The organism is Romboutsia sp. BSD2780061687b_171204_C1, from assembly GCF_015560225.1.
GTDB classification, from domain to species: Bacteria; Bacillota; Clostridia; order Peptostreptococcales; family Peptostreptococcaceae; genus Romboutsia_C; species Romboutsia_C hominis.
The window spans coordinates 593,406-619,812 of sequence record NZ_JADMRK010000001.1 but is presented as its reverse complement, the minus strand read 5'-3'; the positions used below and the strand labels follow the sequence as shown (position 1 = coordinate 619,812).

General features: G+C 26.6%; 22 protein-coding genes. 6 read left to right on the top strand and 16 right to left on the bottom strand.

Annotation, left to right across the window (positions count from 1 at the left end; all coding sequences use genetic code 11):
- Positions 1-60: 60 nt before the first annotated feature.
- The 4 genes from hydF to I2H23_RS03150 form a co-directional block, all read right to left on the bottom strand.
- Positions 61-1,248: a [FeFe] hydrogenase H-cluster maturation GTPase HydF gene (hydF, locus tag I2H23_RS03165; protein WP_166505274.1), complete on the bottom strand. Its 1,188-nt coding sequence runs from the start codon at positions 1,246-1,248 to the stop codon at positions 61-63.
- 9 nt (positions 1,249-1,257) lie between these two features.
- Positions 1,258-2,634 carry a [FeFe] hydrogenase H-cluster radical SAM maturase HydG gene (gene hydG, locus I2H23_RS03160; protein ID WP_195237093.1) on the bottom strand — a complete coding sequence of 459 codons (1,377 nt, stop codon included), beginning with the start codon at positions 2,632-2,634 and terminating at the stop codon, positions 1,258-1,260.
- 74 nt (positions 2,635-2,708) lie between these two features.
- Complete coding sequence (hydE, locus tag I2H23_RS03155) at positions 2,709-3,758, bottom strand: [FeFe] hydrogenase H-cluster radical SAM maturase HydE (protein WP_092926212.1); 1,050 nt, start codon at positions 3,756-3,758, stop codon at positions 2,709-2,711.
- Between the two features lie 254 nt (positions 3,759-4,012).
- Positions 4,013-5,434 (bottom strand): [FeFe] hydrogenase, group A, encoded by a 1,422-nt coding sequence (locus I2H23_RS03150; protein WP_092926214.1) that lies wholly within the window; start codon positions 5,432-5,434, stop codon positions 4,013-4,015.
- A gap of 336 nt (positions 5,435-5,770) precedes the next feature.
- Here I2H23_RS03150 and I2H23_RS03145 point away from each other — a divergent pair, with 336 nt between their 5' ends.
- From I2H23_RS03145 to I2H23_RS03135, 3 genes are read left to right on the top strand one after another with little or no spacing between them, the layout of a single operon-like run.
- Entirely contained in the window at positions 5,771-6,883 is a 1,113-nt protein-coding gene (locus tag I2H23_RS03145) for an efflux RND transporter periplasmic adaptor subunit (RefSeq protein ID WP_092926216.1), read from the top strand.
- Between the two features lies 1 nt (position 6,884).
- Entirely contained in the window at positions 6,885-7,565 is a 681-nt protein-coding gene (locus I2H23_RS03140) for an ABC transporter ATP-binding protein (RefSeq protein WP_330405593.1), read from the top strand.
- A gap of 3 nt (positions 7,566-7,568) precedes the next feature.
- Positions 7,569-8,813: an ABC transporter permease gene (locus tag I2H23_RS03135; protein ID WP_092926220.1), complete on the top strand. Its 1,245-nt coding sequence runs from the start codon at positions 7,569-7,571 to the stop codon at positions 8,811-8,813.
- 94 nt (positions 8,814-8,907) lie between these two features.
- Here the strand turns inward: I2H23_RS03135 and I2H23_RS03130 are convergent, their stop codons facing one another.
- From I2H23_RS03130 to I2H23_RS03120, 3 genes are all read right to left on the bottom strand, one after another.
- A complete protein-coding gene (locus tag I2H23_RS03130) occupies positions 8,908-9,615 on the bottom strand; it encodes a TraX family protein (RefSeq protein WP_195581040.1) in 708 nt (235 codons plus the stop codon).
- 157 nt (positions 9,616-9,772) lie between these two features.
- Positions 9,773-10,456, bottom strand: coding sequence for an ABC transporter ATP-binding protein (locus I2H23_RS03125; protein WP_092926224.1), 684 nt, complete (start codon positions 10,454-10,456; stop codon positions 9,773-9,775).
- A gap of 11 nt (positions 10,457-10,467) precedes the next feature.
- Positions 10,468-13,044 (bottom strand): ABC transporter permease, encoded by a 2,577-nt coding sequence (locus I2H23_RS03120; RefSeq protein ID WP_092926226.1) that lies wholly within the window; start codon positions 13,042-13,044, stop codon positions 10,468-10,470.
- 210 nt (positions 13,045-13,254) lie between these two features.
- Between I2H23_RS03120 and I2H23_RS03115 the strand changes: the two genes are divergently transcribed.
- Positions 13,255-14,190, top strand: a complete 936-nt coding sequence (locus I2H23_RS03115) for a sensor histidine kinase (RefSeq protein WP_092926228.1) — start codon at positions 13,255-13,257, stop codon at positions 14,188-14,190.
- Between the two features lie 13 nt (positions 14,191-14,203).
- Positions 14,204-14,941 carry a LytR/AlgR family response regulator transcription factor gene (locus I2H23_RS03110; RefSeq protein WP_092926230.1) on the top strand — a complete coding sequence of 246 codons (738 nt, stop codon included), beginning with the start codon at positions 14,204-14,206 and terminating at the stop codon, positions 14,939-14,941.
- A gap of 172 nt (positions 14,942-15,113) precedes the next feature.
- On the opposite strand, the gene I2H23_RS03105 is transcribed toward I2H23_RS03110, so the two are convergent.
- From I2H23_RS03105 to I2H23_RS03075, 7 genes are all read right to left on the bottom strand, one after another.
- Entirely contained in the window at positions 15,114-16,112 is a 999-nt protein-coding gene (locus I2H23_RS03105) for an FUSC family protein (protein ID WP_176698688.1), read from the bottom strand.
- Positions 16,113-16,361: 249 nt separating this feature from the next.
- The gene (locus I2H23_RS03100; protein WP_092926234.1) at positions 16,362-17,522 is read right to left on the bottom strand and encodes a SpoIIE family protein phosphatase; all 1,161 of its coding nucleotides are present in this window, start codon (positions 17,520-17,522) and stop codon (positions 16,362-16,364) included.
- A complete protein-coding gene (locus I2H23_RS03095; protein ID WP_195581039.1) occupies positions 17,522-19,234 on the bottom strand; it encodes a [Fe-Fe] hydrogenase large subunit C-terminal domain-containing protein in 1,713 nt (570 codons plus the stop codon). Before I2H23_RS03095 ends, I2H23_RS03100 begins: the two co-directional genes overlap by 1 nt.
- Before the next feature lie 25 nt (positions 19,235-19,259).
- Positions 19,260-19,499, bottom strand: coding sequence for a (2Fe-2S) ferredoxin domain-containing protein (locus I2H23_RS03090; protein ID WP_092926238.1), 240 nt, complete (start codon positions 19,497-19,499; stop codon positions 19,260-19,262).
- 103 nt (positions 19,500-19,602) lie between these two features.
- A complete protein-coding gene (locus I2H23_RS03085; RefSeq protein ID WP_092926240.1) occupies positions 19,603-20,721 on the bottom strand; it encodes a hypothetical protein in 1,119 nt (372 codons plus the stop codon).
- Between the two features lie 9 nt (positions 20,722-20,730).
- Positions 20,731-22,185, bottom strand: a complete 1,455-nt coding sequence (locus I2H23_RS03080) for a HAMP domain-containing sensor histidine kinase (RefSeq protein WP_092926242.1) — start codon at positions 22,183-22,185, stop codon at positions 20,731-20,733.
- A 2-nt stretch (positions 22,186-22,187) separates the two neighbouring features.
- Positions 22,188-22,880: a response regulator transcription factor gene (locus tag I2H23_RS03075; RefSeq protein WP_092926244.1), complete on the bottom strand. Its 693-nt coding sequence runs from the start codon at positions 22,878-22,880 to the stop codon at positions 22,188-22,190.
- Positions 22,881-23,191: 311 nt separating this feature from the next.
- Between I2H23_RS03075 and asnB the strand changes: the two genes are divergently transcribed.
- A complete protein-coding gene (asnB, locus tag I2H23_RS03070) occupies positions 23,192-25,024 on the top strand; it encodes an asparagine synthase (glutamine-hydrolyzing) (protein ID WP_166505263.1) in 1,833 nt (610 codons plus the stop codon).
- Between the two features lie 176 nt (positions 25,025-25,200).
- On the opposite strand, the gene I2H23_RS03065 is transcribed toward asnB, so the two are convergent.
- Complete coding sequence (locus I2H23_RS03065) at positions 25,201-25,881, bottom strand: metallophosphoesterase (protein ID WP_195581038.1); 681 nt, start codon at positions 25,879-25,881, stop codon at positions 25,201-25,203.
- A 45-nt stretch (positions 25,882-25,926) separates the two neighbouring features.
- Positions 25,927-26,208, bottom strand: a complete 282-nt coding sequence (locus I2H23_RS03060; RefSeq protein WP_195581037.1) for a hypothetical protein — start codon at positions 26,206-26,208, stop codon at positions 25,927-25,929.
- Positions 26,209-26,407 lie beyond the last annotated feature (199 nt).

Here is a 26,407-nt window from a genome sequence, read left to right as displayed (position 1 = left end):
AAATGATTAGTACTTTGTATAATTTATAAAATAAGGAGGAACGAATCGTTCCTCCTTATTTTATTTAAATATCTCAATACTTCTATCTAGTATCCCAGTAAAGTAAGCTATAACTAAGCCATAGTTAGTTATAGGTATATTTTTTTCTTTGCATAGATTTATTTTGTTTATTACACTTTTTCTATTAACCATACAAGCCCCACAGTGTATTACTAAATCATAATTTTCTATGTCATTAGCAAAGTCATAACCTACCTTAAAATCAAAATCTAGCTTACCACCTGCTATTTTTTCTAGAATTTTAGGTATTTTAACTCTACCAATATCCTCATGACTTATATTGTGGGTACAACTTTCACACATTAATACTTTTTGACCTGGTTTTAAGTCTTTAAGTTTTCTAGCTCCATTTATAAAATCTTTAAGCTCTCCTTTTTGTCTAGCAAATAGTATTGAAAAACTTGTAAGCTTCATATCCTTTGGTATCATAGCATCTACTTCTTTAAATGCTTGTGAGTCAGTTATAACTAAATCTATATCTTTTAAATCTTTTATTGCGTCAACTAGTTCAGTATCTCTTACCACATAAGTCTTTATGCCATGATCTAAACAATCTCTTATCACTTGGACTTGTGGAAGTATTATCCTACCTTTAGGAGCTTCTGAATCTATTGGTACTACTAATACAACTTTAGAACCATAATCTAGTAAGTCTCCTACTATTGGCCTATCTTCTTCTTCAGTTTCTAATTTTTTTATAATAGTTTCTTTTAAAGAATCTATATTAGTATTTTCTTTAGCTGATACATATATTGGATTTTTGAATTCTTTATTTATATTATCTATCTCATTGTTTTTTAGCTTATCTAATTTATTTACAACTACTATATGAGGTATATTATATTTATTAGCTTCCCTCTTCCAAGTCTTATATGTACTTATATCGGGATTTTTACCGTCTACTACATACATAGCAAAGTCTAATCTTTTTAAATAGTCATAGCTTTTTTTAATCCTCATTTTGCCTAATTCACTTTTATCTTCAAGACCTGCTGTATCTATTAATAATACTGGACCAAAAGGAATTAACTCCATAGCCTTTTGAACAGGGTCTGTTGTTGTTCCTTCTACACTAGATACTAGTGATATTTCTTGGCCTAATATTTTATTCATTAAAGAGGATTTACCACTATTAGTATTACCATATATCCCAATATGTTTTCTATTTGCATTTGGAGTATTGTTCATAATTACCTCCTAAAGATAGAAATCTCTTTCTCCAGACTTCATTTTTTCTAAACTTTCCTTTGTATAAGATTTAATATCTTCTCTTTCTATACTTTCGACTTCAGTGTTTATTATTTCTTGTGCTTTATCATATAACTCTTTATCTCCATAGTCTAATGTAAACTCATGAAGTGTCATAAGTGCATTAGGTTCACATACATATTTTATATTACCAGACTTGGCAAGTTGCATAAATCTATCTCCAGTTCTACCTTTTCTATAACATGCTGTACAGTAACTTGGTATATATCCATCATTTAATAATTCTTTTAGTATTTCTATAGGACTTCTCTCATCATTAGTCTTAAACTGTTTAGTTTCTTTTCCTTCTTCTCTTTCCTTATATCCACCAACACCAGTTGAAGAACCTGCAGATATTTGACTTACTCCATATTTTAATAGTTCTTTTCTCATAGCTGGAGTTTCTCTTGTTGAAAGTATAAGTCCTGTAAATGGTACTGCAATTCTAAGTATTGCTACTATCTTTTTAAACATTTTATCACTAAGTAAATGTGGATAATTTTCTAACGTAACCCCCTTAGCTTCTTGAAGTCTTGGTACTGATATAGTATGGAATCCTACACCATATTTTTCTTCTAAGTGAGCATTATGCATCATAAGTCCTAAAACTTCAAATCTAGGGTCTGCTAGTCCAAATAATACTCCAGCTCCTACATCATCTATTCCTGCCTGCATAGCTCTATCAAAAGCTGTTAAATGATAATTATAATCTCCTTTTATAGACTTAGGATGCATTAAATCATATGTTGGCTTATGATAAGTTTCTTGGAATAATATATACGTTCCTATTCCTTTCTCGTGAAGAGCTTTATAATTTTCTACAGTAGTCGCTGCTATATTTACATTAACTCTTCTTATTTCTCCATTTGCATTTTGAGTTTTATATATTGTATCTAAACATTCTAATACATAATCTATAGGTGCATTAACAGGGTCCTCTCCAAGTTCTAATGCTAACCTTTTATGTCCCATTTGTTCAAGTATTCTTACTTCTTCTGCTACTTCATCCATTGTAAGTCTTCTTCTATTAAACTTATTATCTCTTTGATAACCACAGTACACACAGTTATTTACACAGTAATCACTTACATAAAGTGGTGCAAATACTACTATTCTTTTTCCATAGATGTCTTTTTTAATTTGCCCTGCTAATGAATATATCTCTTCTAAATCTTTCTCATCTTCAGCTTGAAGAAGTATTGCTATATCTTTATAAGATAATCCTTCTCTTTTTTTAGCTTTATTTAATACTTCTTTTATCTCTTCATTTGAAGGATTTTTAGTTTCCTCTAATATTTTGTATATATATTCATGATCTATAAACATTTAAAACATCTCCTTTAGTTAAATTTAAGTAACATTTATTAATTTGTGCTTTTAAAACTTATACTATTTTCATATTAGCCTCTAAAATCAGGATTATCTCCTCTAGTTATTTCAACTTCAAATCCAGCTTCTTTTATTTTTTCTTCAGTTAATCTTCTATATTCTGCATCTTCATCTAATATGTATGCTTTATTATTGTATAGAGAATATTTTTTTCTAACACTCATAGGTGATAAATTTGGCATTATAACATTTCCACCAGCTTTAAGGCCTGCATTTCTTCCATTTTTATCAATACTTGATAAGGCAGTTGTTGCAGGAAGTAATACTTTTGGAAGTAATAATCTAACTATAGCTAAACATATTACAGTTTTTTCTAAGCTCCCATGAGGATAGTCCTTAAGTGGAGTATCTTTATGAGGAATAAAAGGTCCTATTCCACACATTGCAGGTTCAAACTCCTTTACAAACCTTAAATCATTAGCTAAATCTTCATTAGTTTGATTTGGTATTCCTACCATAAATCCTGCTCCTGCTTGATATCCTATTTCCTTTAGATTTTTTAAGCAATTAAATCTAACTTCATAGGGTTCTCCTGGATGAATAGATTCATATAGCTTCTTAGATGCACTTTCATGTCTTAATAAATATCTATCCGCACCTGCTTTAAACATTTTTTCATAAGATTCATAACTTCTCTCACCTAAAGATAAAGTTAAAGCATTATTTGGAAATTCATTTTTTATAGCAGTTATAATTTCTACCATAACATCATCAGTATAATATGCATCTTCACCACCCTGAAGTACAAAAGTTTTATATCCTAGCTTATCTCCTTTTCTAACGCATTCTAAAACTTCATCAATATTTAGTCTATATCTCTCGGCACTTTTATTACTCCTTCTAAGCCCACAATACAAACAATCCTTCTTACAAAAGCTTGTAAGTTCTATAAGCCCTCTTAAATAAACTTTATTTGAATAAGTTCTCATTCTCGTTTCATGCGCTTTTTCTATTAGAAGATTTTTTTCTTCTTCATTTATATTATCAAGTAGATAAAGTAATTCTTCTTTGCTTGCGTCATTTTCACTATATAGTTTATTTATTATATCTATAACATTCATTAATATCACCTCTTTAATTGAGTTAAAATAAAATCTCAATACTACTTAAAATAAGTTTTAAGCACTATTAAAATTTCATTTAATATATTCAAATTAAAATTTTATTATTTTAATTAATTTTCAAAAAATTTTTTAATCAATTTATCAGAGTCTCAAAATGCATAAGTTTTATGAATTAACTATAAAACTCATGTATTCTGAGACATATTATATTAAATATTCCTTTGTACTAAATTATTCATATAAATAACTTTTTATCCAATGCTTTTTTCTTCACTTTTAGCATTATCAACTTTAACATCTCCACGACCTAACATATAATATTTAGAATCAAATTCTGTATGTAAAAGTTCATGAGATACATGAGATAATGGTTTTTCAAAGAATTCATCATAAGCTTTTATAACTTCTGGGTTTTCATAGCTACATTTTACATTTATATGAGCATCTTTATTGTATAATCCTTCTATACGCTTTAATCTTATTTCATTAGTTACTTTCTTTTTAGGCTGTTTAGGTTGTCCAGCCCCACCTATACATCCACCTTTACATGTCATTACCTCTACAAATTGATAATCTACTTCACCACTTTTTATTTTTTCCATTAAAGCTTCCGCATTATTTGTAGTTTGAACAGCAGCAACTTTTATAACTTTATCTTCTATTTGAAGTGTAGCTTCTTTAACTCCTTCAAGACCTCTAACTGGCTTAAAATCTAATAATTCTTTAGTTGGTCTCTCTCCTGTTAATACATGATAAGCTGTTCTTACTGCAGCTTCCATAACTCCACCACTATTACCAAATATAATACCAGCTCCACTACCTTGTCCCATTAGGTCATCAAAGTTAGAACCTTCTAAAGCTTCAAAATCTATATCTTCTTCTCTTATCCACTTAGCTAGCTCTTTAGTAGTTAATATGTAATCATTGTCTCTTAATCCTTCTATATTATTGTATTTGCTAGAAGAATTCATTTCAGGTCTACTTATTTCATATTTTTTAGATGTACATGGTGTTATTGTTACATTTACTATTTTAGCTGGATCTATATTTGCTTCTTTAGCAAAGTATGTTTTTATAGCAGCTCCTTGTATACCTATTGGACTTTTAGTTGTAGATAGATTTGGTATAAACTCTGGGTAGAAAGTTTCTACATACTTAACCCAAGATGGACAACAACTTGTAAATTGAGGTAAGTTCTCACTTTTATTGATGATTCTGTCAACTAACTCATTTGCTTCTTCCATTATTGTCATATCCGCACCAAAAGTTACATCAAATACATACTCTCCACCTAATTTTCTAAGTGCAGCTACCATTTTATCTTCAACATATGAACCTACTTCATATCCAAACTCTTCTCCAAGTGCAACTCTAACTGCTGGAGCTGTATTAAATATTACTATTTTTTCAGGATCATTTATAGCTTCTTTAACTTTTTGATAGTCTTCTACTTGAGTTATAGCTCCTACTGGACATGCTACTGCACATTGTCCACAATGTATACATATAGCTACATCACCTGTTTCCTCTAGGTTAAATCTTCCAGCAACAGCTATATCATTATCACAAGTACGTTTACATAATCCGCACTTTATGCACTTATCGTAATCAATTTGTATAGCTGGATTGTCTAATTCTACTGGTACAACTTTTTCTGTAAATAAATGTTTCATGATTTTTCCCCTCTGCTACTTTATTTTATTGTCTAAAAAAATTTAATCATCTTATATGACAACCCTCTAATATTTATAAGGTTGTCATATAGTGCTTTAAACTTTAAACTATGGTTTTTATATATTAGATTTGCCATTTTTCGACATATCTAATATAAATTTATATACCCAAATTTTTAATTTATTATCATATTTTTTAATTTTTTTTATTTTTTATTAAGAAAACGTTTCCCATTTAATTACAAATTTGTATATTTTCCATTTTACTTTGACTTATATAGCCATTTTCAATTATAATCTACTAATGAATGGATTTTTTTACATGAGGAGGAAAATATGTCTTTTTTAGAGAAATTTAAAAACAAAAAAGTTATGATTGGGGTAAGTGCAGTAGTAATAATAGCACTTGGAAGCGGTTATTTTATTTATAGGAATAATAAAATAAATAATGAAGTAAATGAGTTAAATGCTCAAATAGAAACTTACACTATAGCAGATAGTGAAAAGGTATTTATAAATGGGGTTATAGTACCTACTCAAACAAAAGACTTTAATCCTTCTACTGAGGGTGAAATAAGTAAGTTAAATGTTACAAATGGTAAGATTGTAAAACAAGGGGATTTATTATTTACAACTAAAAATCAAAATATACTAGATGAAATAGATGGTCTTAAAGCTCAAGTTAATGAACTTAAAAAAGCAAATACAGAAAATGACCCTACTATAAAAACAGAAATAAACAAAATAAATGCACAAATATCAGCACTAGATAAAAAAGCTTATGTAAATACTTATGCACCTTTTGCTGGTAAAGTTTATCTAAATAATAATGAATCTGAAAATAATAATATGCAAGGTCAAACTTCATCATTTATGACACTTATAAGTTCAACATTTTATATGCAAGGTCAAGTAAGTGAACAAGATTTAGTCAAACTTCAAATGGATGATCCTGTAGATGTATTAGTATTTTCAAATAACAAAAATTTAAGTGGTAGAATTAGCTTTATATCAGATAGACCAACTACTAATACTAATGAAATGAATATGGGCAATCAAGGAAATATGTCTTACTATGATGTTAATGTATCTTTTGAAAATCAAGAAGGTTTAGTTAATGGATTCCATGTTCAAGGTTCTGTAAAAGTTAATAATTCATTAGTTAAGGTACCAACAACTGCAATATTAGAAAATAAAGAAGACGGTACAGCTTATGTATTTAAAGATTTAGATGGAATACTAAAAAAACAAATAGTCGAAATACATGACAAAAATGAAGAATTTAGTGTAATCAGTTCTGGTCTTGAACCAAATGATATAGTTATTAGATATATATCACCTGAAATGAAAGAAGGCGACCCAGTAAATACAGGTAATGCAGGTGCTAATAATACACCTTCAAATGTAGATGATTCTACTGAAACTACTACTGAAGGAGCTGAGAATTAATTTGAGTAATGTAATTAGACTAGAAAATATAGAAAAATATTATAAAGTTGGAAAAGATAGGCTTCATGTTCTAAAATCTCTAAATCTTGAAATAGAAGAAGGAGAATTTGTAATGATAATGGGTAAGTCAGGTAGTGGTAAAACTACCTTACTTAATTCCCTAGGTCTTTTAGATAAATTTGATGAGGGTAAGTATTTCTTTTTTGATAAAGATGTTACTAATCTTAGTGAAAATCAAAAATCTGACTTTAGAAATAAAAATATTGGATTTATATTCCAACAGTTTAATCTAATAGAAAGTTTAGATATTTATCAAAATGTAGAACTTCCATTACTTTATAGCAATCACTTAAATAAGGCTCAAAGACAAGAGATAATACTAGAAAAATTAGATTCAGTTGGTCTTGGTGATAAAGCAAAATCTAGACCTCTTCAATTGTCTGGTGGACAGCAACAAAGAGTAGCTATTGCTCGTGCACTTGTTAACAACCCATCATTAATATTTGCAGATGAACCAACAGGAGCACTTGATAGTGAAACTAGTAATGATATAATGAACGTTTTAAAAAAGTTAAATGAAGAAGGTAAAACTATAATAATGGTTACTCATGATAGTGATTTAATAAAATATGCCACTAAAGTCATAAGACTTAAAGATGGTGTATTATCATCGGAGGTATAACCTATGAATATGATGAAAAATGCATTAACTAATTTAAAAGGACATAAACTTAGAGTCTTTATAACTCTAGTTTGGATAATAATAGGTATTACATCTGTAATACTTGTAAGTTCTATTGGTAATGGTGTTAAAAAAGAAGTTCTAAAATCAGTTAGCAAAGTTAATCCTAACAAAACTCAAATATACTTTGAACCTACTAACTCTAATATGGCAGGTATGACAAGCTTTTTATCTCCATTTAAACTTAAAGATTTAGAAGAGTTATCATTTTTAGAAGGTGTTGAAAAAATTGGACCTGCTAAAGATGATTTTGCTATGAATTCTATGTTTTATTCTGAAGCTTATTTTGATAAAAAAGCTACATATGTTGATGTTTCACCATTAAAAGATGATACTACTTTAAATCCTCTATATGGAAGAAGTTTTTCTTATGAAGACGAAAATAGAAAAGTTATTATAATAACTCTACAAAATGCAACTGATCTATTTGGAACTCCTGAAGATGCTTTAGGTAAAGGTATCAGTATAAATGGAAATATATATGAAGTAATAGGCGTTATAGACGAAAGTTCCGTTGTTAAAAAAGAAAAGGAAGAATCTAATTCTTTTGAATCTATGTATTATGGAGATATGGATTATCTAACTTCATATATGCCAAAAAAAGCTTTAGATGTGCTAATGAATCAAAATATGTATCCAACTGATATATACCAATTAGATTTAGTTGTATCTAATGGATATGATTTATTTGAAACAGCTTCTAGAGTAACACAAAAACTTCATGAACTTCATCCGGATATAGAAGGAACTTATCAAGTTCATGATCCTAGTGAACAAACTAAAGCACTTGAATCTATGGTAAATAATATAAATATGTTTATAACTGTAATCACTGCTATTTCTATGTTTGTTGGTGGTGTTGGGGTTATGAATATTATGTATATATCAGTAATGGAACGTCAAAGAGAAATCGGTATAAGACGTGCTATAGGAGCTAAACCTCGAGATATAATGTTACAGTTTTTAACAGAATCTGTATTTATAACAGTTTTAGGTGGTATACTTGGTATAATAATAGGATTTATAGTTGTAAACTATGCATCTAGTTACCTACCATTTAAAGCTATAGTTAATATAAATAGCTTATTCTATGCCTTTATTGCTACTATTGTAACAGGAGTTATTTTTGGTATAGTACCAGCTTTTAAAGCATCTAGATTAGATCCTATTAAAGCTATATATAAATAAATACTTTAATTTAACGTATATTTCATACTAACTAATAACGGTATTTAAATAATAAAAAAGGGAGTGTCTTTAAAAGACACTCCCTTTTTTATTATTACATGCTTATTATCTTTGCTAATGATACTATTACAATTAAGTGAACTGGATAGAACCAATAAAACATCCATTTTATAAACTTATTAGATATTCCTAATTTTCCATTGTACATAAGTATTGGAATTATTGCAAATACCATCATCCATTGGTAATCCCATAAAAATGAAGCATCTATAAAATCAGGTCCAATCATAGTTACTAATCCAAGTAAACTAAACACAATGTAAGCTAAGACCATATAAACCTTTTTTTCTCTTAAGAAGTAGAATATTAATACCATACCTACTCCATATAAAGATGCTTCTGTAAAAAATCCTGCTATTCCAAATAAAATAGCTAATAAAATTTTCCAATTTAGAATACTAAATTTATTCGTACTTGATTTTGCATATTCTATCATGCTTAACATACAAACTGCAAGTCCTAATGATAAGAATATATTATTTGGTATCTTAAACACTATATCTACCCCTATCATTAATACAGCCATTGAGAAAAGTCTTTGTATATATTTGCTTTTACTTCTTGTATGATAAAAACCTTCAACTATTAAATAGAAAAATATCGGTGCAGCTAACTTTCCTAAATATCCAAACCATATAGGTACTTGATTGTTTAATGCTCCATTCATATAAGTATAAATATGATCCATAGCCATAAATATAATAGCCATAATTTTTAATGTAAAATTACTAAATAATTTCATTTATGTCCTCCTGTATTGATTTGTGATATTATTTTATTATTTTTTGTTAATACGTACCATCGATTTAGATTACATTATACTTACAAATTTGTAATGTAATAGTGTTTTAAGTCAAAAAAATAACATAAGCCTAATATTAGACTTATGTTATTTTTTATTATATACACTCTTTATCAGATAAACTTAGATTACCATCTACTATAGATATTATTCTATCTGCTTTTTTAGCTATATTTTCATTATGAGTTATCATTATAAGAGTTTGATTATATTTTTTTATAGATGTCTTAAGAAGTTCCATAACCTCCTCAGTAGTTTTAGTATCTAAGTTTCCTGTTGGTTCATCTGCAAGTATTATACTAGGTTTTGATGATAGTGCACGAGCTATTGCTACTCTCTGTTGTTGTCCACCTGATAACTGATTAGGAAGATGTGTTTTTCTATCACTAATTCCTAGTAAATCCATTAAGTCATTTATATATTCTTTATCAACTTTTCTATTATCTAATTTTACTGGCAATTCTATATTTTCAGCTACGTCAAGTACAGGTATTAAATTGTATTGTTGAAATACAAATCCAACTTTTTGTCTTCTATATTTTGCTAGTTCCTTATCACTTAAGCAACATATATCTTTCCCATCTACTTTTATAGTTCCACTACTTGGTCTTTCCAATCCTCCTACTAAATGTAGGAATGTACTTTTTCCGCTTCCACTAGGTCCTACTATTGCAACAAATTCCCCTTTGTTTATCTTTAAATTAGCATCATTTAATGCATGTACAGTTGTTTCTTTTTTTCCATATATTTTACCTAAATTAATAGTTTCAAGTATAACCATAATAAATCCCTCTATTCTATAATATTTATAGCATCTACTATATTAGTTTCTTTTATTTTTCTTGCTGGTAAATATGTAGCAAGTAATCCTATTACTATATTAACTGCTATTATAAGTAGATAAAGTTTATAGTCAATAGCAAACTCTATGCCTATAATTTCAAATCCAAGTCTTTTATACATTCTGATTTGAAGTAGTATACCTAACACTATTACTATAGCACTTGAGAATAAACCATAAAGTAGTCCTTCGTATACTATCATGTTTTTAAAGTCTTTATCACTTATTCCAACTGCTCTTAACATTCCAAATTCGCTAGTTCTTGATGTTAGGTTATAACTTACGTTGTTTATTATATTAAACATACTTATTACAAATATAACAGCTACTATACCATAGTTATATATTAAGAATTTTTCACTCATCTTAGCATCATCTTCTTTATCTTTAATCATGTCTATAGTAGTAGTTCCTGGCACTTTACTACCTATTTTACCTAATTGTTTATTTATAGATTCATGGTCTGCTCCATCTTTTATTGTTGCATATACTAAATCATAATTATCTAAATTAGTTATATTTTTAAATTGATTATCACTAATTATAACGTCTACTCCATTTTCTCCACTATACATACTATCATCTGCATAAGGATAATCAACTATTGCTCCTACTTTAAATTCATATTCATCATATTCATAGTTATCTTTACCTTGCCAATATTTTTGTGTATCTATTTTACCTTTTGGATATTTTACTTTTACAGTATCCCCTACTTTTATATCAACTATTGGTTTTCCATAAGTACTATCTCCTACATCATAATAATCCTTGTAATCTTTATAAGGTTCATAAGCATGTGGAATATATACTACTGCTAAATTTTCTTTTTTCATTTTTTCTTTATTTATCTCACCACTTACTATGTGATTATTTAATTCATCTAGCATTTCATCATTATAGCCTTTTAATTTTTGCTTTAATAGATATTCATTATTTTCTTTATCTTCTATTAAAAGTCCATCTAATACCTTTCCTACATATCCTCCCTTAGCTTGACTTTCATAAAATTTCATATTTAAAATATCATCTTTTTTAACTGGCATTCTACTATTTAATATTTTAGCGGTTTGAACTTTATCAATACCATTTATATTTTTTATGTCTTTTATATCTTCATCTTTTAAACCATTTTCTTCATCAATACTTCCATTGACACTTAGCATAAAATCTCCTTGCCAATATAATTTTTTGTAATTATTTTCATTTCTTTCCTTACTTCCCGTTAAGCTATAATCAGTTTTTATAATCATTATCCCACCTATACTCATAGAAAACATAATCATTATAAATGCTTTTTTATTTCTAAATATATTTTTTAAAGATATATTTTTAGTAGGTGATATATTCTTACTTAGTCTTGATATTATAAAATTACTTCTTTTGATTTTATCTTTATTAAAATTTCTTCTTATAGCTTCAATTGGTGATATTCTTCTTATTTTTATATAAGTTAGTATACTTATAACAAACATTACTAAAAGTATGCATACTATAGATAGTAAAATAACTTGTGTTGGTATAACAAATGGTGTTTCCTTTACTGGTCCTTCAAACTCTATATTCCCTGCAAATTTATTAAATAATTGTGCTCCACCAATTCCAAGTATTATGCCTATAGGAATTGATACTACACTTAATGTTAAAAGTTCATATAACATAAGTAAAAATACTTTTAAATTTGTAGCTCCTATTGCTCTTAATACTCCATATTCTCTTATTCTTTGATATATTGATGTAGTGTATATACTATATATTACAAGTCCTGCAAATAAACTAAGTACTATAGATGTATTTTTGCTTTCTGAATCTAGTCTTCCATTATTTCTTGCAGAATCTATAAGCATAGAGTTTTTACCAACTTGTTTTTCTTTATCGATTTTAGCTTCTTTTGTTATATTTGATATATTTTTACTTATATCACTATTTTCATTAAATTCTACATGAGCTGTAAAATTATTAAGCTTATTTTCATCTAAACCTAAAAACATTTCACATCTTCCAACACTTTTATCTTTATACCTATCTTTAAGTATTCCAACTACCTTAAATGTTTCAGGTTTTTCTTTATTGTATAATTTAAAAGTTATTTCTTGATTTAGTTTGGGCTCAATCCCCATACTATTTAAAATCCACTCTTCTACTACTACTTCATTATTTCCCTTTGGAAATCTTCCTTTTAAAAGTTCAGTATCACTATTTAAGTAATTTTTATCTGAATAAAGTATATTTATAGGTAGTTTTTCACCAACATCACTAGATGCATAATAAGATGTTATGCCTAAATCTTTTATGTCTCTTCCATTTTTAACAGTTTTAAGTTGGTCTTTGTTTATATCTTTAAAATATGCATGATACTTTCCAGTTTCTCTTTTTAATCTATCCAAGTCTGCTTGTTGTGCGCTTCTTGATAATGTCCCAACGCCTACTATTAATGCACTAGCAAGTACTACACTAAGTACTATAGCCAATGACCTTGATTTGTAGCTTTTTATATATTTAAAAACTATCTCCAAATCATTTTTCATATTCACCACTTCCTTCCTTTTGATTAATTTGATTATAGCTTCTTTAAAAAAATGTATCAAACTGCATTTTTTCAAGTTTTTAATGGTTTTGTGTACAAATTCATATATCTATATTCAAGTTTAAAACCTTTGTTTGCAAATTTCCACTTTTTACATATTTTTTTATAAATGTTATAATTTAATTAAAGAATCGAAAACTTAGGGGGAATTATGAATAATATTTATATCTTACCTGTATACATACTTCTTTTGTTTATAGGTACTAGCCTTTTATTTAATAGATATGAATTTTATAGGAAACTTTCTTTAAATAAAAAGTCTTTGTTATCATTTTTTGTATCATTTATAACATTTTTATTATTTAATATTTTATATAAACACATATTGTTTGAGGTTATAAATGATTATTTTTTAAGGGGCATTATTAAAACTTCATTATCTTTTGTTTTAATAATTATTTGTATATATATTGGAAATAAATTTATCAAGTTAGTAGATGATAATATTATTAAAGAAAAAAATCTAAATGCTTCAAATAATAAAATAGAGCATAAAGATAATATTATTGCAAAACTTCGAAGTCAAAAACATGATTATCTAAAGCATCTTCAAGTAGTATACTCTTTATTAAATACTGGGCTTACTAATGATGCTAAAGAATATATAACAAATATATCTAATAACTTTAGAAGTAAAACTTCAAGATATGGTAAAGTATCTTACCTTGATGCTATAGCTTCATTAAAATATGAAGAATGTCTTATGAAAAATATAACTTTTGATGTTTATATACAAGATTTTATAGACAATCTAATTATAGAGCCTAATGAAATGAGCTCTGTACTTCTTAATATAATAGATAATGCAATTGATTCATTATCTACAATATCTAAAGATAATAAATACATCAAACTATTTGTCTATGAAGATGAATTTCAATATGTTATATCTATAAAAAACAACGGCCCTAAAATATATAACACTGATGCAATATTTTTAGAAGGCTACTCTACTAAAGATGGTACAGATAGAGGTTATGGTCTTTATTTAGTAAAAAATATATTAGATAAATATGGGTATTATATATTTGCAAATAGTGATGATTTTTTAACAGAATTTACTATACTAATACCCAAATATAATTAACTAGGAGATTTATATGATAAAAGTTTTAATATGTGATGATGATAAAGCTATAAGAGATGATATAGAAAATATATTAAAAGAATCTGGATATGTAGATTATATAAAAAAAGTTAAAAATGGAATTGAGGCTATAGAGTTTATTAAATCTGAAAAAATAGATTTACTTATAATTGATATTGATATGCCTTATAAAAATGGAATTGAAACTGCTAAAGAAATAACTTCTATTGACAAAGATATTCATATAATTTTTGTTACTGGCTTTTCAGATTATAGCTTAGAAAGCTTTAAAGTTCATCCTGTTGATTTTATAGTCAAGCCATTTACTAGGGATAAAATAATTGATTCTGTAAATATAGCTATTGACCATATAAATTCTCATAAGTTAGCTAAAACAAATTTTATAGATGATACCTTATTTGTATATAAAATAAGAAAGCAAATACATATGCTAAATTTTGATGATATAGTTATGTTTGAAAAGAACTCTAGAGCTATAAACTTATATACTAAAGACCACGATATTATAAAATTTTATGAGAACTTTGATGATTTAGAAAAAAGAATACCTCCAAATTTTTTCAAATCACATAAAAGTTACATAGTTAATCTAAAATTAATTCATAAAGTTATTCCTACTAATAGGTCTTCTTTAGAAATAAGGTTTATTAATTTTCAAGAAAGTGCAACTCTAAGTAAAACCTTAGAAAAAGATTTTTTATACAGATTTTATAGAACTAAAAGATTTTAAATATAAAGAAGGTATATAAATTATTGTAATTTATATACCTTCTTTCTCAATTCAATTGTATTTGTTACTCAAATCTTTCATAAAATAGAGAATTTATAATTTCATTCCAATTAAAAATACTATATTCAGATTAAACTTTTCTGTATATAGTATTGATATTATTTTTATTATATTATTCAAATATAGCTGATTGCTCTTTGTCTTTTATTTTAGATATAACCTCTTCACCTTTACTTATAATATATACAACACATATTCCTATAGTTAAAAATCCAATTCTTAATACTATAGATGTTGGCGTATTAAATATAAACATAGATGCCACTAAAGCATTTATAGCTACGAAAAACATCTTTATTTTATATTCGTATATGAATGTATATATATATCCTAAGCTAAGGGTTACAAAAGTAAAGTATTTTTCTGGCACCAATACTTTAAATAATATAACAAAAGCTATAGCTCCTAATATTGTACTTATAAGTCTTTCTTTCATACGCTGTTTTGAATCTTCATGTTGTGGTTGAGTTAGTGACATTACTGCTATAGTAATCCACATAGCCTTTTGAGTATTTAAAACCCTCCCTATAAGTATTGCTATACTTATACCTATTGCCATTTTTACTGCAAATCTAAACCTTTCACTAGAAAAATCTATATTTTCTTTACATAAATCTTCTTTTATAGATTTTTTTGATATTTGTTTTTTATAATGACTTATATAAAGTGTTAAAGCCATTATAACTCCACCTATAAAAGATGCTACTACCCTCATAATAGCTTGTGTTTCATCAATAGGTGTTCCATCTAAGAATACATAAAGTAAAATAAATGGTAAAAATACTTTTGTTTGTAAATTTTCTGATGTTATATAGATTACCATAAATACTGATATAAGGTTTATTAATATCCCAAGTAATATTCCAACTTGACTAGTTAAATATGTAACTATTCCTATAAAAGTAAATAATCCTATAGTTATAAATACAGATTCTTTGACATTGTATCCTAAATCTATATCCTTAAACATTAATGCACCTGTTATTACTGTTACCCCTGTTAGGGTATTTTCCGTTCCAAATAAAAAAGAGAACATATTTACAAATGCTATTATGATAATAAGTAAAATTAACTTATTAATCATTAATCTTTTAGTAATATTTGTTTCCAAATTCATCCCTCATTTCATATTTGTTTAAACTATTATACCGATATGAATACTTAATCAGTAATCATTTTTTTAATTAAAATTATAATTACTTTTCTTATAATCAAGGAGTAATTATACTACTATAAAACTTTAATTTCAAGTACGTAAATTTTTATAAAATTTTTAATGGCTAATACTTATGTTATATGCGCTTATATTATGAAATGTTAAAATACTTGTATAATAAATTAAAGGCACATAACTGTGCCTTTAGTAAAATTTTATATCTACTATTTTCCCCAAAGCTATTAGCTCTTTTTTAAGTTCATTCATAAGATATAGCTTTATACTTAGCTCATTTGGAAAATCAGGATTTTGGTGTGCTGGATTTATTGCCCTTCCAACTATTAAAGTTATATGTGTACAATCCTCATAAAGCATTCTAGCTAATTTTGATGCACCATCTTCTTTATATAAAAAGTTTAAATTAGTTTCATATTTTATTCTTTTAAGCTTTTTTAGTGTTTCCTTAATAGTTAATACACCTTCTGTTACCAAGTCAATCCCCTTTATATAACCTATAGGTGGTATATTTTTATCAAAAATATCAAAACTAGTTTTTAGTTCTACACCTAGTTCTCTTGCTACTATATTTGCAGTAGTACCACCACATACTATCTTTTTGCCATGAGTCTTCATTATAGTATCTACTATTTTACTATCTATAGCATTATCTATTGGAGGACCTGAAAATAATACTGCATTTTTACGCCTTATGGCCTTTATAGTAGCTACCGTTGTGTCATCCCCTGGCTTTTGCATATATAGTTGATCGCAAGCGCCTAATAATAAATCAGTTACTTGTTTAGCCGACATAGATTTATTTATATTTTTCTTTAAGTATTCATCTACATTTTCCCACTGCCACCCTAAATTTAGGATAGTTCCAACTCCAGCATGTATGACTCCATCGCTGACAAATACTAAAGTATCTTTTTCATGAACTTTAAACTGACTTTCTTTTACCTTGCGTCCACCTATATCAATAGTACTCCATTCTATTTTTTTGATTTCTCTATCACTTAAAAAAAATATACTAGGATTGTCAAACTCTGCAATATAGGCAATATTATCTTTTGCTATTTTAACTATTGTAAAAGTTGAATATGCCAAATTACGCTCTGAGCATACTGGTAAGGTTTTTACTATTGTATCTACAACCTCTTCTATTTTAACTCCTTCTTTTAGCATAGTTATAGCTATTTTAGATGTTAAAGTTGCTAATATATTTGCTTTAACTCCACTTCCAAGTCCATCTGATAGCACTGCGATAAACATCTCTTCATCATTATAAAACTCAACTTTATCGCCACATAATTCTTCACCATATTTATTTAAGCTACTACTAGCAAAATCTATAAAAAAATCCATTATAAATTCTCCTCTTCTTTTATAAGTTGTTTAAGATTTGTTAGTGTAACCTTAGTTTGAGCCGTTGTTTCCCCAAGAAGACTTGCTATTTCTTGTGCTACTATCATTTGTTTGTCTATAACATCTTGAGCCATATTAACAGCATCTATTTTCATATTTTTTATTTTATTTTTTAGTTTTTCATCCTCTGTTATATCGTCTCCTATCCAAAGCAATACCTGATTTTTATCTAACCATATTATACTTTGAATTATAGTTGAGTTACTTTCTTTTAGTATTATCCTTTCTTTGTATATATTTTTCTTACTTGTTTTTACATTTTTAAATTTTTCTTCTTCTAGAAACATTCCTATAGGAATATTCTTAGCTTTATTACTAGACATATTAAAAAAATGTTCTGCCGCTGGATTTAATCTAGCTATTTCTAATTCTTTATTTACTACGGCTATCATATTTGGTGTCATCTCAAATATAGTACTAGTTAGATTTTCTGCTTTTTCTCTCATAAATGGTAAACACATATTTATTTCAGCCATATTATTATATACTGCTATTGCTTTTTCCCTGCAAGAATGATATCCACATCCACCGCAGTTTAGCTCATCACTTTTATCGTATTTTCCCATATCTTTTAATATTTCCTTAAGTTCATTTTCACTTGGTTGTTTTAATTTATAATCTTTTGCTGGGAATTCTTTATAAATTGATATATTTATGTTTTTATTTTTTGAAGTGTCGTTTTCAATTATTAGGCTATTATTTTCATCTAAGTATCTTGAAAATTCTTTTATATTTTCTTTTTTTTCATAAACACTATTATTGTCCTCAGGCATACCAGATCCACCAATACAACCATGTCTACAGGCAGTCATTTCAAATAAAGTATTTTTAAATTTTCCTTTTTTTATTTCATCTAAAACCTCTATACACTCCCTAACTCCATCCACTTGTATGATAGTTCTTTTTGGTTTTTGACTTTTTATTTTATCTGTTATACTTCCGATTATAGGCAACATTCTTTTTTCTTTTTCTATATATTTAAATTCTCCATCCTCTAGACTTTCTAAATCTATATTCTCCTCTTTAAACCACTTATCTAATTCTTCAAAAGTTATAACAGAATTTATAGATTTTTCATCGTGTGCGTCAGTTTTTTTAGATAAGCACGGTCCTATAAAAACCACTTTAGAATCTGGATATTTTTCTTTTAGTATTCTTCCATGTAGTATTGACGGTGATGTTACAGGTATTATATTTTTAGTTAGTTCAGGGTAGTGTTTTTGGATTAGATTATTTATAGATGGGCAAAAGCTTGTTATATACACATCATCATTTTCTTTATTTGCATATTTTATGTATTCATCTAATACTAGATCAGTAACCTCTACAGCTTCTTTTACATAATTAAATCCTAACTTTTTTAGTGCTGTTGGAATTTTTAAGCTATTTTTACCATATATTGCGCTAAAGCTTGGTGCAAGTGATGCAACTACAGTTTTCCCCATTTTATTGTAGTGCTTTATCATAGATACTTCTGATTTTATAAGCTTGGCATTTTGTGGACAAGCTTTAAAACATTTGCCACATATTATACATCTCTCCTTTATAATATGTGCTTGTTCTTCTTTTACTTTTATAGCATGTACAAAGCAAGTTCTTATACATGCATAGCAATTTTTACAATTTGCTTTGGAAAAGCTCATAAACCACATAGTCTATTCCCCCTGATAGTTAATTTTATATCTTAAACTCACGCTCAAATATATCTTTTGCATTTTCTTTATCAACAGAAAATACTACTCCGTCCCATCTCATAACTGATACTGCTTCTTTACAATTTCCTATACAAAAGGATGCGCATAATTCTATCTCTTGTTCTAAGTTATTTTCCTTTATTAGTTTTTTAAATACCTCTATAACTTCATATGATCCTTTTAAGTGGCAAGCACTTCCTATACATATTTTTATGGATTTCATATTATCTTCCCCTTAAGCTTTCTTTATAAGATAATTTTAGTTAACTATGTAGCTTATTTCTATAATATTTTTTAAATTTTATATAATTTATTTTTAGTTTTATTTATATATCATAAATATATAGTCTTAAATTTTGTAGTTTATCCCTAACTAAATAAGCAAGTTGATTTTCATTATTTATACTTATAGAACCTATCCTTGTTATTCCACTTATATTTCCTACCTTACTTAATTTAGTATTTTCACTTCTATTTTTAACATCATATATTCCTATTTCCATCTCATAATTGTTATTTGTAGTTATTATCACAAGTTTACTTCTATTGTTATTTAAATAAATTGATTCTACATTTTTTATATCTAGTTCTTCAGATTTATTTTTAGTATTTATATATATTCTATTTATTCCATCTCTATGTTCTAAAGTTAATATACTTCCATTATTGAATACTTCCATATCTATAATATTATTGCTATTTATTTTAATAGTTGACTTATTCATTTTTAAATCATATTCTAGCAAAATACTTTTTGTATGATTATTTTTCAATAGCTTTTCCATAAACATATATAACTTTGTTCCATCACTAGAAAATTCGACTTTATGTATAAACTCATCATCTTTAAATTTATATATCTCTCTTTTAGTTCCATTGATTATATCATAATAAATTAAGCTATTATCTATAGTATATATAAATCCACTACTATCTAAAACCCAGCTTAATATTGTAATAGGCCTACTTTCTAATATCTTAGAACTATTTTCTTTTAAGTTTAATATACTAGTTACTGGTTTATTTTTATAATCTTGTATGCATAGAAGTACTTCTCCATTTGGAGATATACTTCTATAACCATAGTACATAACTTTTCCAGCACTACTGCTATTTATTAATTTTTTTTCTTTGCTTTTAATATCTATAGATACTATATCAGTTTTGCCCTTTTCTGATTCAAATAGTAATATATTATTATCTAAAATCTTCATGGATAATACATTTCTACTTAAAGATATTACTGAGTTAAGCTTTATAGGTTCATCCTTTTTTTTTAATTTATTCTCATTATATATATATTTACTAGAACTTAAATTTACATTTTTAGTGTATTCCTTATCTTTATTTATACCAAAGTATATTATCATAGAAAGTATACCTACAATACAAAACAAAACTATTAAATTACTTTTCTCTTTTTTAAAGATATTAAAATTTTTCATGTCTCCTCCTTAACTTATTGCAGGCAATTTAACTAAAACCATGGTTCCTTTGTTTACTTCGCTTTGTATTTCAATAATGCCGTTATAACTTTCAACTATAGATTTTACAATAGCAAGACCTAAACCTGTACTACCAATCTCTCTAGTATCACTTTTAGATACTCTATAAAATGGTGATAATATATTTTCTAGTTCACTCTCACAAATTCCTTCACCACTATCAACTACTTTTATATTTATATATCCATCATTAACCTCTGCTTTTACATATATGGTTGTATTTATTTTTCCATATTTAATAGCATTATCTAATAGATTTATTAATATTTCCTTTATCTTATCTTCATTTCCAATTATTTTTAAATTTTCCTTAACATCTACATCTATTTTCATATTATATTTTTGAGACTTGTGTATCATGTCCTCACAAATACTTATTATGATTTTTGATACATTTATTTTTTTAAGTTCATAGTCAAAATCTTTTTTAGAATTTCTAGATATTTCTATTAATTGAACTATCATTCTATTTAACCTATTAGCCTCTGATATAATTCTATCTATACCTTTATTAAAAAATTTTTCATCTGTAAACTGATTATCCTTTAAAACTTCACTATATCCTATTATAGTGGTCATTGGTGTTTTAAGTTCATGGGTTACATTATCAAAAAATCTCTTTTGTTTTTTTGATAATTCAATTAAATCATCTCTATCTTTTTCTATTATCTTAATTTGATGTTTTATTTTTTTTGCCATGGTTTCAAAATCTAAGCTTAAACGACCTAATTCATCATCTGAATTAATATCTATATCTATATCAAAATTACCACTTGCTATCTCTTTAGTTTTATTAGCTAAAGTTATTATAGGCTTAGTTATCTTTTTAGATATAATGTATGCTATTAGTATACTTATAAAAAATACGCCTATAGAAAAATAAGCTATCTTTTCTATAAAAGATTTACTTTGATTATATAAATATGTGTAATCACTTTTATACCTTATAATTCCTATTAACTTATCATCATGTAGTATTGGATATGATGAATATACATTGGTTTTAGAATTACTATGCTTTATAGTGTAAGATACCTTTTGATCTATAGCCTCATCTAAATCTTGCGTTTTCTCTAATTTTTGAGAATTTTTGGTTCTTGGATATACTAGCTTACCTTCACTATCATATATATATACCATACTTTCTAGTCTGTAGCTTAAATCCTTTGATATGTTACTAGAAGCCGCTCTAAAAGATATATTATTAAGGTTTAGTCTATTAAATTCAAAATACTCTTTTAGGTATAAGTCAATGCTTTTAGATTTTTCTTTTATCTCTTTATCAATTATAAATTCATTGTTATTTTTGAGTACTGAATTGCTATATGTTACTATGGAATATATTACAAAAAATATTATTCCTAAGAAAAATAGCATTATTTTATTAGTTATAGATTTTTTCATATTTACCTACTCTTATCATTTAGTTTGTATCCTGTTCCTATTACAGTTTCAATACAGTTATATTCTTTTAATTTTTTTCTAAGCCTTTGAACATGAGTATCTACTGTTCTTGTTTCACATTCAAAGTTTATCCCCCATATATTTTCTAAGAGCTGATTTCTCGTCAATACTTTATTTTTATTATTTATAAAATAAAGTAGTAACTCATATTCTTTACTAGTTAAATGAATTGCTTCATCTTTATCATTTTTTACTCTCATCTCACTTTTATTTATTTCTAATCCATTTTGTAGCTTTATTTTATCTTCTTCGCTTTTAATAGATTTTGATAGCAAATCTATTCTCCTAAATATAGACTTTACTCTTGCTATAACCTCTCTTACATTGAAGGGCTTTGTTATATAATCATCAGCACCTAATTCTATCCCTAGTATTTTATCTATTGTATCTGATTTTGCCGTCAACATTATAATAGGCGTTGAATATGTAGTTGTAACTTTTTTACATATATCTAATCCACTTATATCTGGAAGCATTAAATCTAGCATTATTAAATCTGGATTAAAACTTTCTATAAGCTCAAAAGCCTTTTTCCCATTTTCTGCTACTTCTGTTTTGTATCCTTCTTTTCCTAAAGAATATGCCAGTAAATCTGATATATTTTCTTCATCTTCAACTATTAGTATTTTTTCCATAGATACTTCACTTCTTTCTTTTAAATAATTCTACCTACCTATTATATATTTAACTATAAACTATTTATATATTATGTATGTTACATGAATGAAACAATTTTGTAACATTAATAGGATTTATGGTTATATTTTTTGTATATATATATCTTACTATATTTTAACAACTTATTTTTACCTTAAATGATAAATTTTGACACAAAACTGACACATCATTGACACACCATTGCTATATAAGTTTTGTAAAATTTATATATGTTAAAAAGATATAAAAAATTAGTTTAATATAGATAATAATTAGAGGTGTAATGTTTATGTGCGGATTTGTAGGATTTATTGATAAAAATTCAGATAAAGAAAATATATTAAATAATATGCTAGAAGCTATTGTTCACAGGGGTCCTGATGAAATGGGAACTTTTATTAACGAAGATATAGCCCTTGGATTTAGAAGACTTAGTATAATCGGAGTTGATAATGGGTTACAACCTTTATATAATGAAGATAATAGTTTAGTATTAGTATTTAATGGTGAAATTTATAATTATAAAGAATTACGTGATGAACTAATTGAAAAAGGTCATATATTTAAAACTCAAACGGATAGTGAAGTTTTAATACATGCATATGAAGAGTTCGGAAAATTTATGGTAAAAAAACTAAGAGGTATGTTTGCTTTTTCTATATGGGATAAAAAAGCTAAAACCCTTTTTGCTGCAAGGGACCCTTTTGGTATAAAACCTTTTTACTACTCTAGAATCGATAATGATAAATTATTATTTGGTTCAGAGATTAAAAGTTTTTTAGCTTATAAGGATTTCAAAAAAGAAGTCAATAAAGAGGCTCTAAAACCTTATTTAACTTTTCAATACTCAGTACTTGATGAAACTTTCTTTAAAGGAGTTTATAAATTAAAGCCAGGACATTATATGATTTATAAAAATGGTGAATTGAAAATAAGAGAGTACTTTGATGTAGAATTTAAAAATGAAGAAATTTCACTTGATGAAAGTATTAAAAGAATAGAAAATGTTGTAGCTGAATCTGTTGATATTCATAAAAACAGTGAGGTACCTGTTGGTAGTTTTTTATCTGGTGGTGTTGATTCTAGTTATATAACTGCATCTTTAATGCCTGCTAAAACTTTCTCTGTTGGTTTTGAAGAAGACAATTTTAATGAGTCTGGACTAGCTAAAGATCTATCTGACATGTTAGAAATTAAAAATATACAAAAGCTACTAACTTCAGAAGAATGTTTTGAAAACTTATCAACTATTTTGTATCATATGGATGAACCTCAATCAAATCCATCATGCATACCACTATACTTCTTATCAAAACTTGCTAGAGAACATGTTACTGTTGTATTATCTGGCGAAGGTGCTGATGAAATTTTTGGAGGATATGAATGGTATGATGATGATGATAGATTAAAAAAATATAAAAAACTTCCTTCTTTCATAAGAAAACCATTAGCAATGACTGCAAAAAAACTACCTTATTTTAAAGGTAGAACAACAATAATTAGAGGTGGTTCTAAAGTTGAAGATTACTTTATAGGACAAGCTTTTATATTTGAAGAAAAAGAGGCTAATTCTATATTAAAGCCAAACTATAAAAATGCTCCTTCTATAAAAGATATAACTAAACCTATATATGATAAAGTTTCACATATGGATGACTTAACTAAAAAACAATATCTTGACTTAAAATTATGGTTAGCAGGAGATATATTACTTAAAGCTGATAAAATGAGTATGGCTCATTCTCTAGAACTAAGAGTTCCATTTTTAGATGTTGAAGTTATGAAAGTAGGAGAAACTATCCCTCCAAAATATAGAGTTAATAATGGTACTACAAAACTTGCTTTAAGAGAAGCTGCTAAAAATAAGCTTCCTGATGCTTGGGCTAAAAGAGAGAAAAAAGGATTCCCTGTACCTATAAGACATTGGTTTAAAGAGGAAAGATATTATAATACAATAAAGGAAAGTTTTACAAGTGATTATGCTAATGAATTTTTTGATACTAATGAAATAGTGAAACTTTTAGATGACCACTTTAATGGCAAAACTAATAATGCTCGTAAAATATATACTATATATACTTTCTTAGTTTGGTATAAAAGATTTTTTATAGACCAAATATAAGAAATTGAAAATATAAAAAATTTAAAAGAAGTGAATTATTATAATAGTTCACTTCTTTTAATATTTTAATTACAATACAGTTTTTCTTATTATATAAATTGAATATATTTTTACTTTATATGAAATTTAGTTTATTAAAATAATCAATACTTAACCTTATTAATCCAAATTATTTTTTATTTGAAAGATATAACTTCACTACTTTTTTCTATTACCTTCCAACCATTTTTTACTTTCTCTAATTGGAGTTTAGAATGAGCTATTGCCTCTGAATGTTTTCCACCTTGAGTTACTATTACTTCTTTACCATCTTTGTTAGTGTATTTATTTTCATCTATTGTCTTATGAGTATGCCCTGCAAATATAACATCTATATCACTAGCTTCTCTTACTAATTCTTTTATTTTATTTCCTGGATTTTTGGGCTTTTTAGGTTCTTCCCCACTATGAACCACACTTATTATTATATCAGCCCCATCTTTTTTCATTTTAGGTACCCATTTTTTAGCGTCTTCTACTAAATCATTCATATATAGCTCACCATTATATCCATCTTGATCTTTTAATTCTCTTGACTTAGTAGGAATCAATTTTTCTCCATCCCATTCTTTTGATTCCCCTACTTCTTTTATGGTTAGTCCTAATATTCCTATTTTTAAGTCTCCATATTTTGTACTAATATTTTTTATAATATATGGCTTTGTATAGTTTTCATGATTACTTTTATATGTATTTGCTGATAATATTTCCATATTATTATCTTTAAAATCATTTATTAATGTATCTAAACGACTTTTATTATTAGATACAAACTCATGGTTTCCAAGAATCGCAGCATCATATTTTAATTTTCCCATATTAGTTACTATTGGAGCAACTCCTTCTACTTGATCTTTAAGTCGTCAAATAGGAAATCCATTTTCTTCAACTATTACACTATTTTTGTTAAACCACGCGTTCATTTCTGGAGTTTGCATATCAAAAAAATCTCCACTATCTACTAATACCAAATTTTCATCTTTTTTTCTTTGTTCATTTACATAGTTTTCTAAATCCTTACTTACTATACCATGTAAATCTGTTGTTCCAAGTACATTTACCTCAATATTTTCCTTTTTCCCAAATCCTATGCTAGTTAGTGCTAATACTCCTGCTGCTACTCCTAATATAACCCTTTTTTTCATAACATCCCCCTCATTATGCTTTCTAATTATAGTACATCATAGATATTTATATGTTTACTATGCTTGTGTTAATAGTATAAATTTCTTAATAATTTTGTAATAATTAATACATTGGTTTATAAATTCTTAATAAATCTATAATTTATTGTTAAAATATGTTTTTTAGTTGTATGATATAATTGTTTTAAGGGAGTGATAA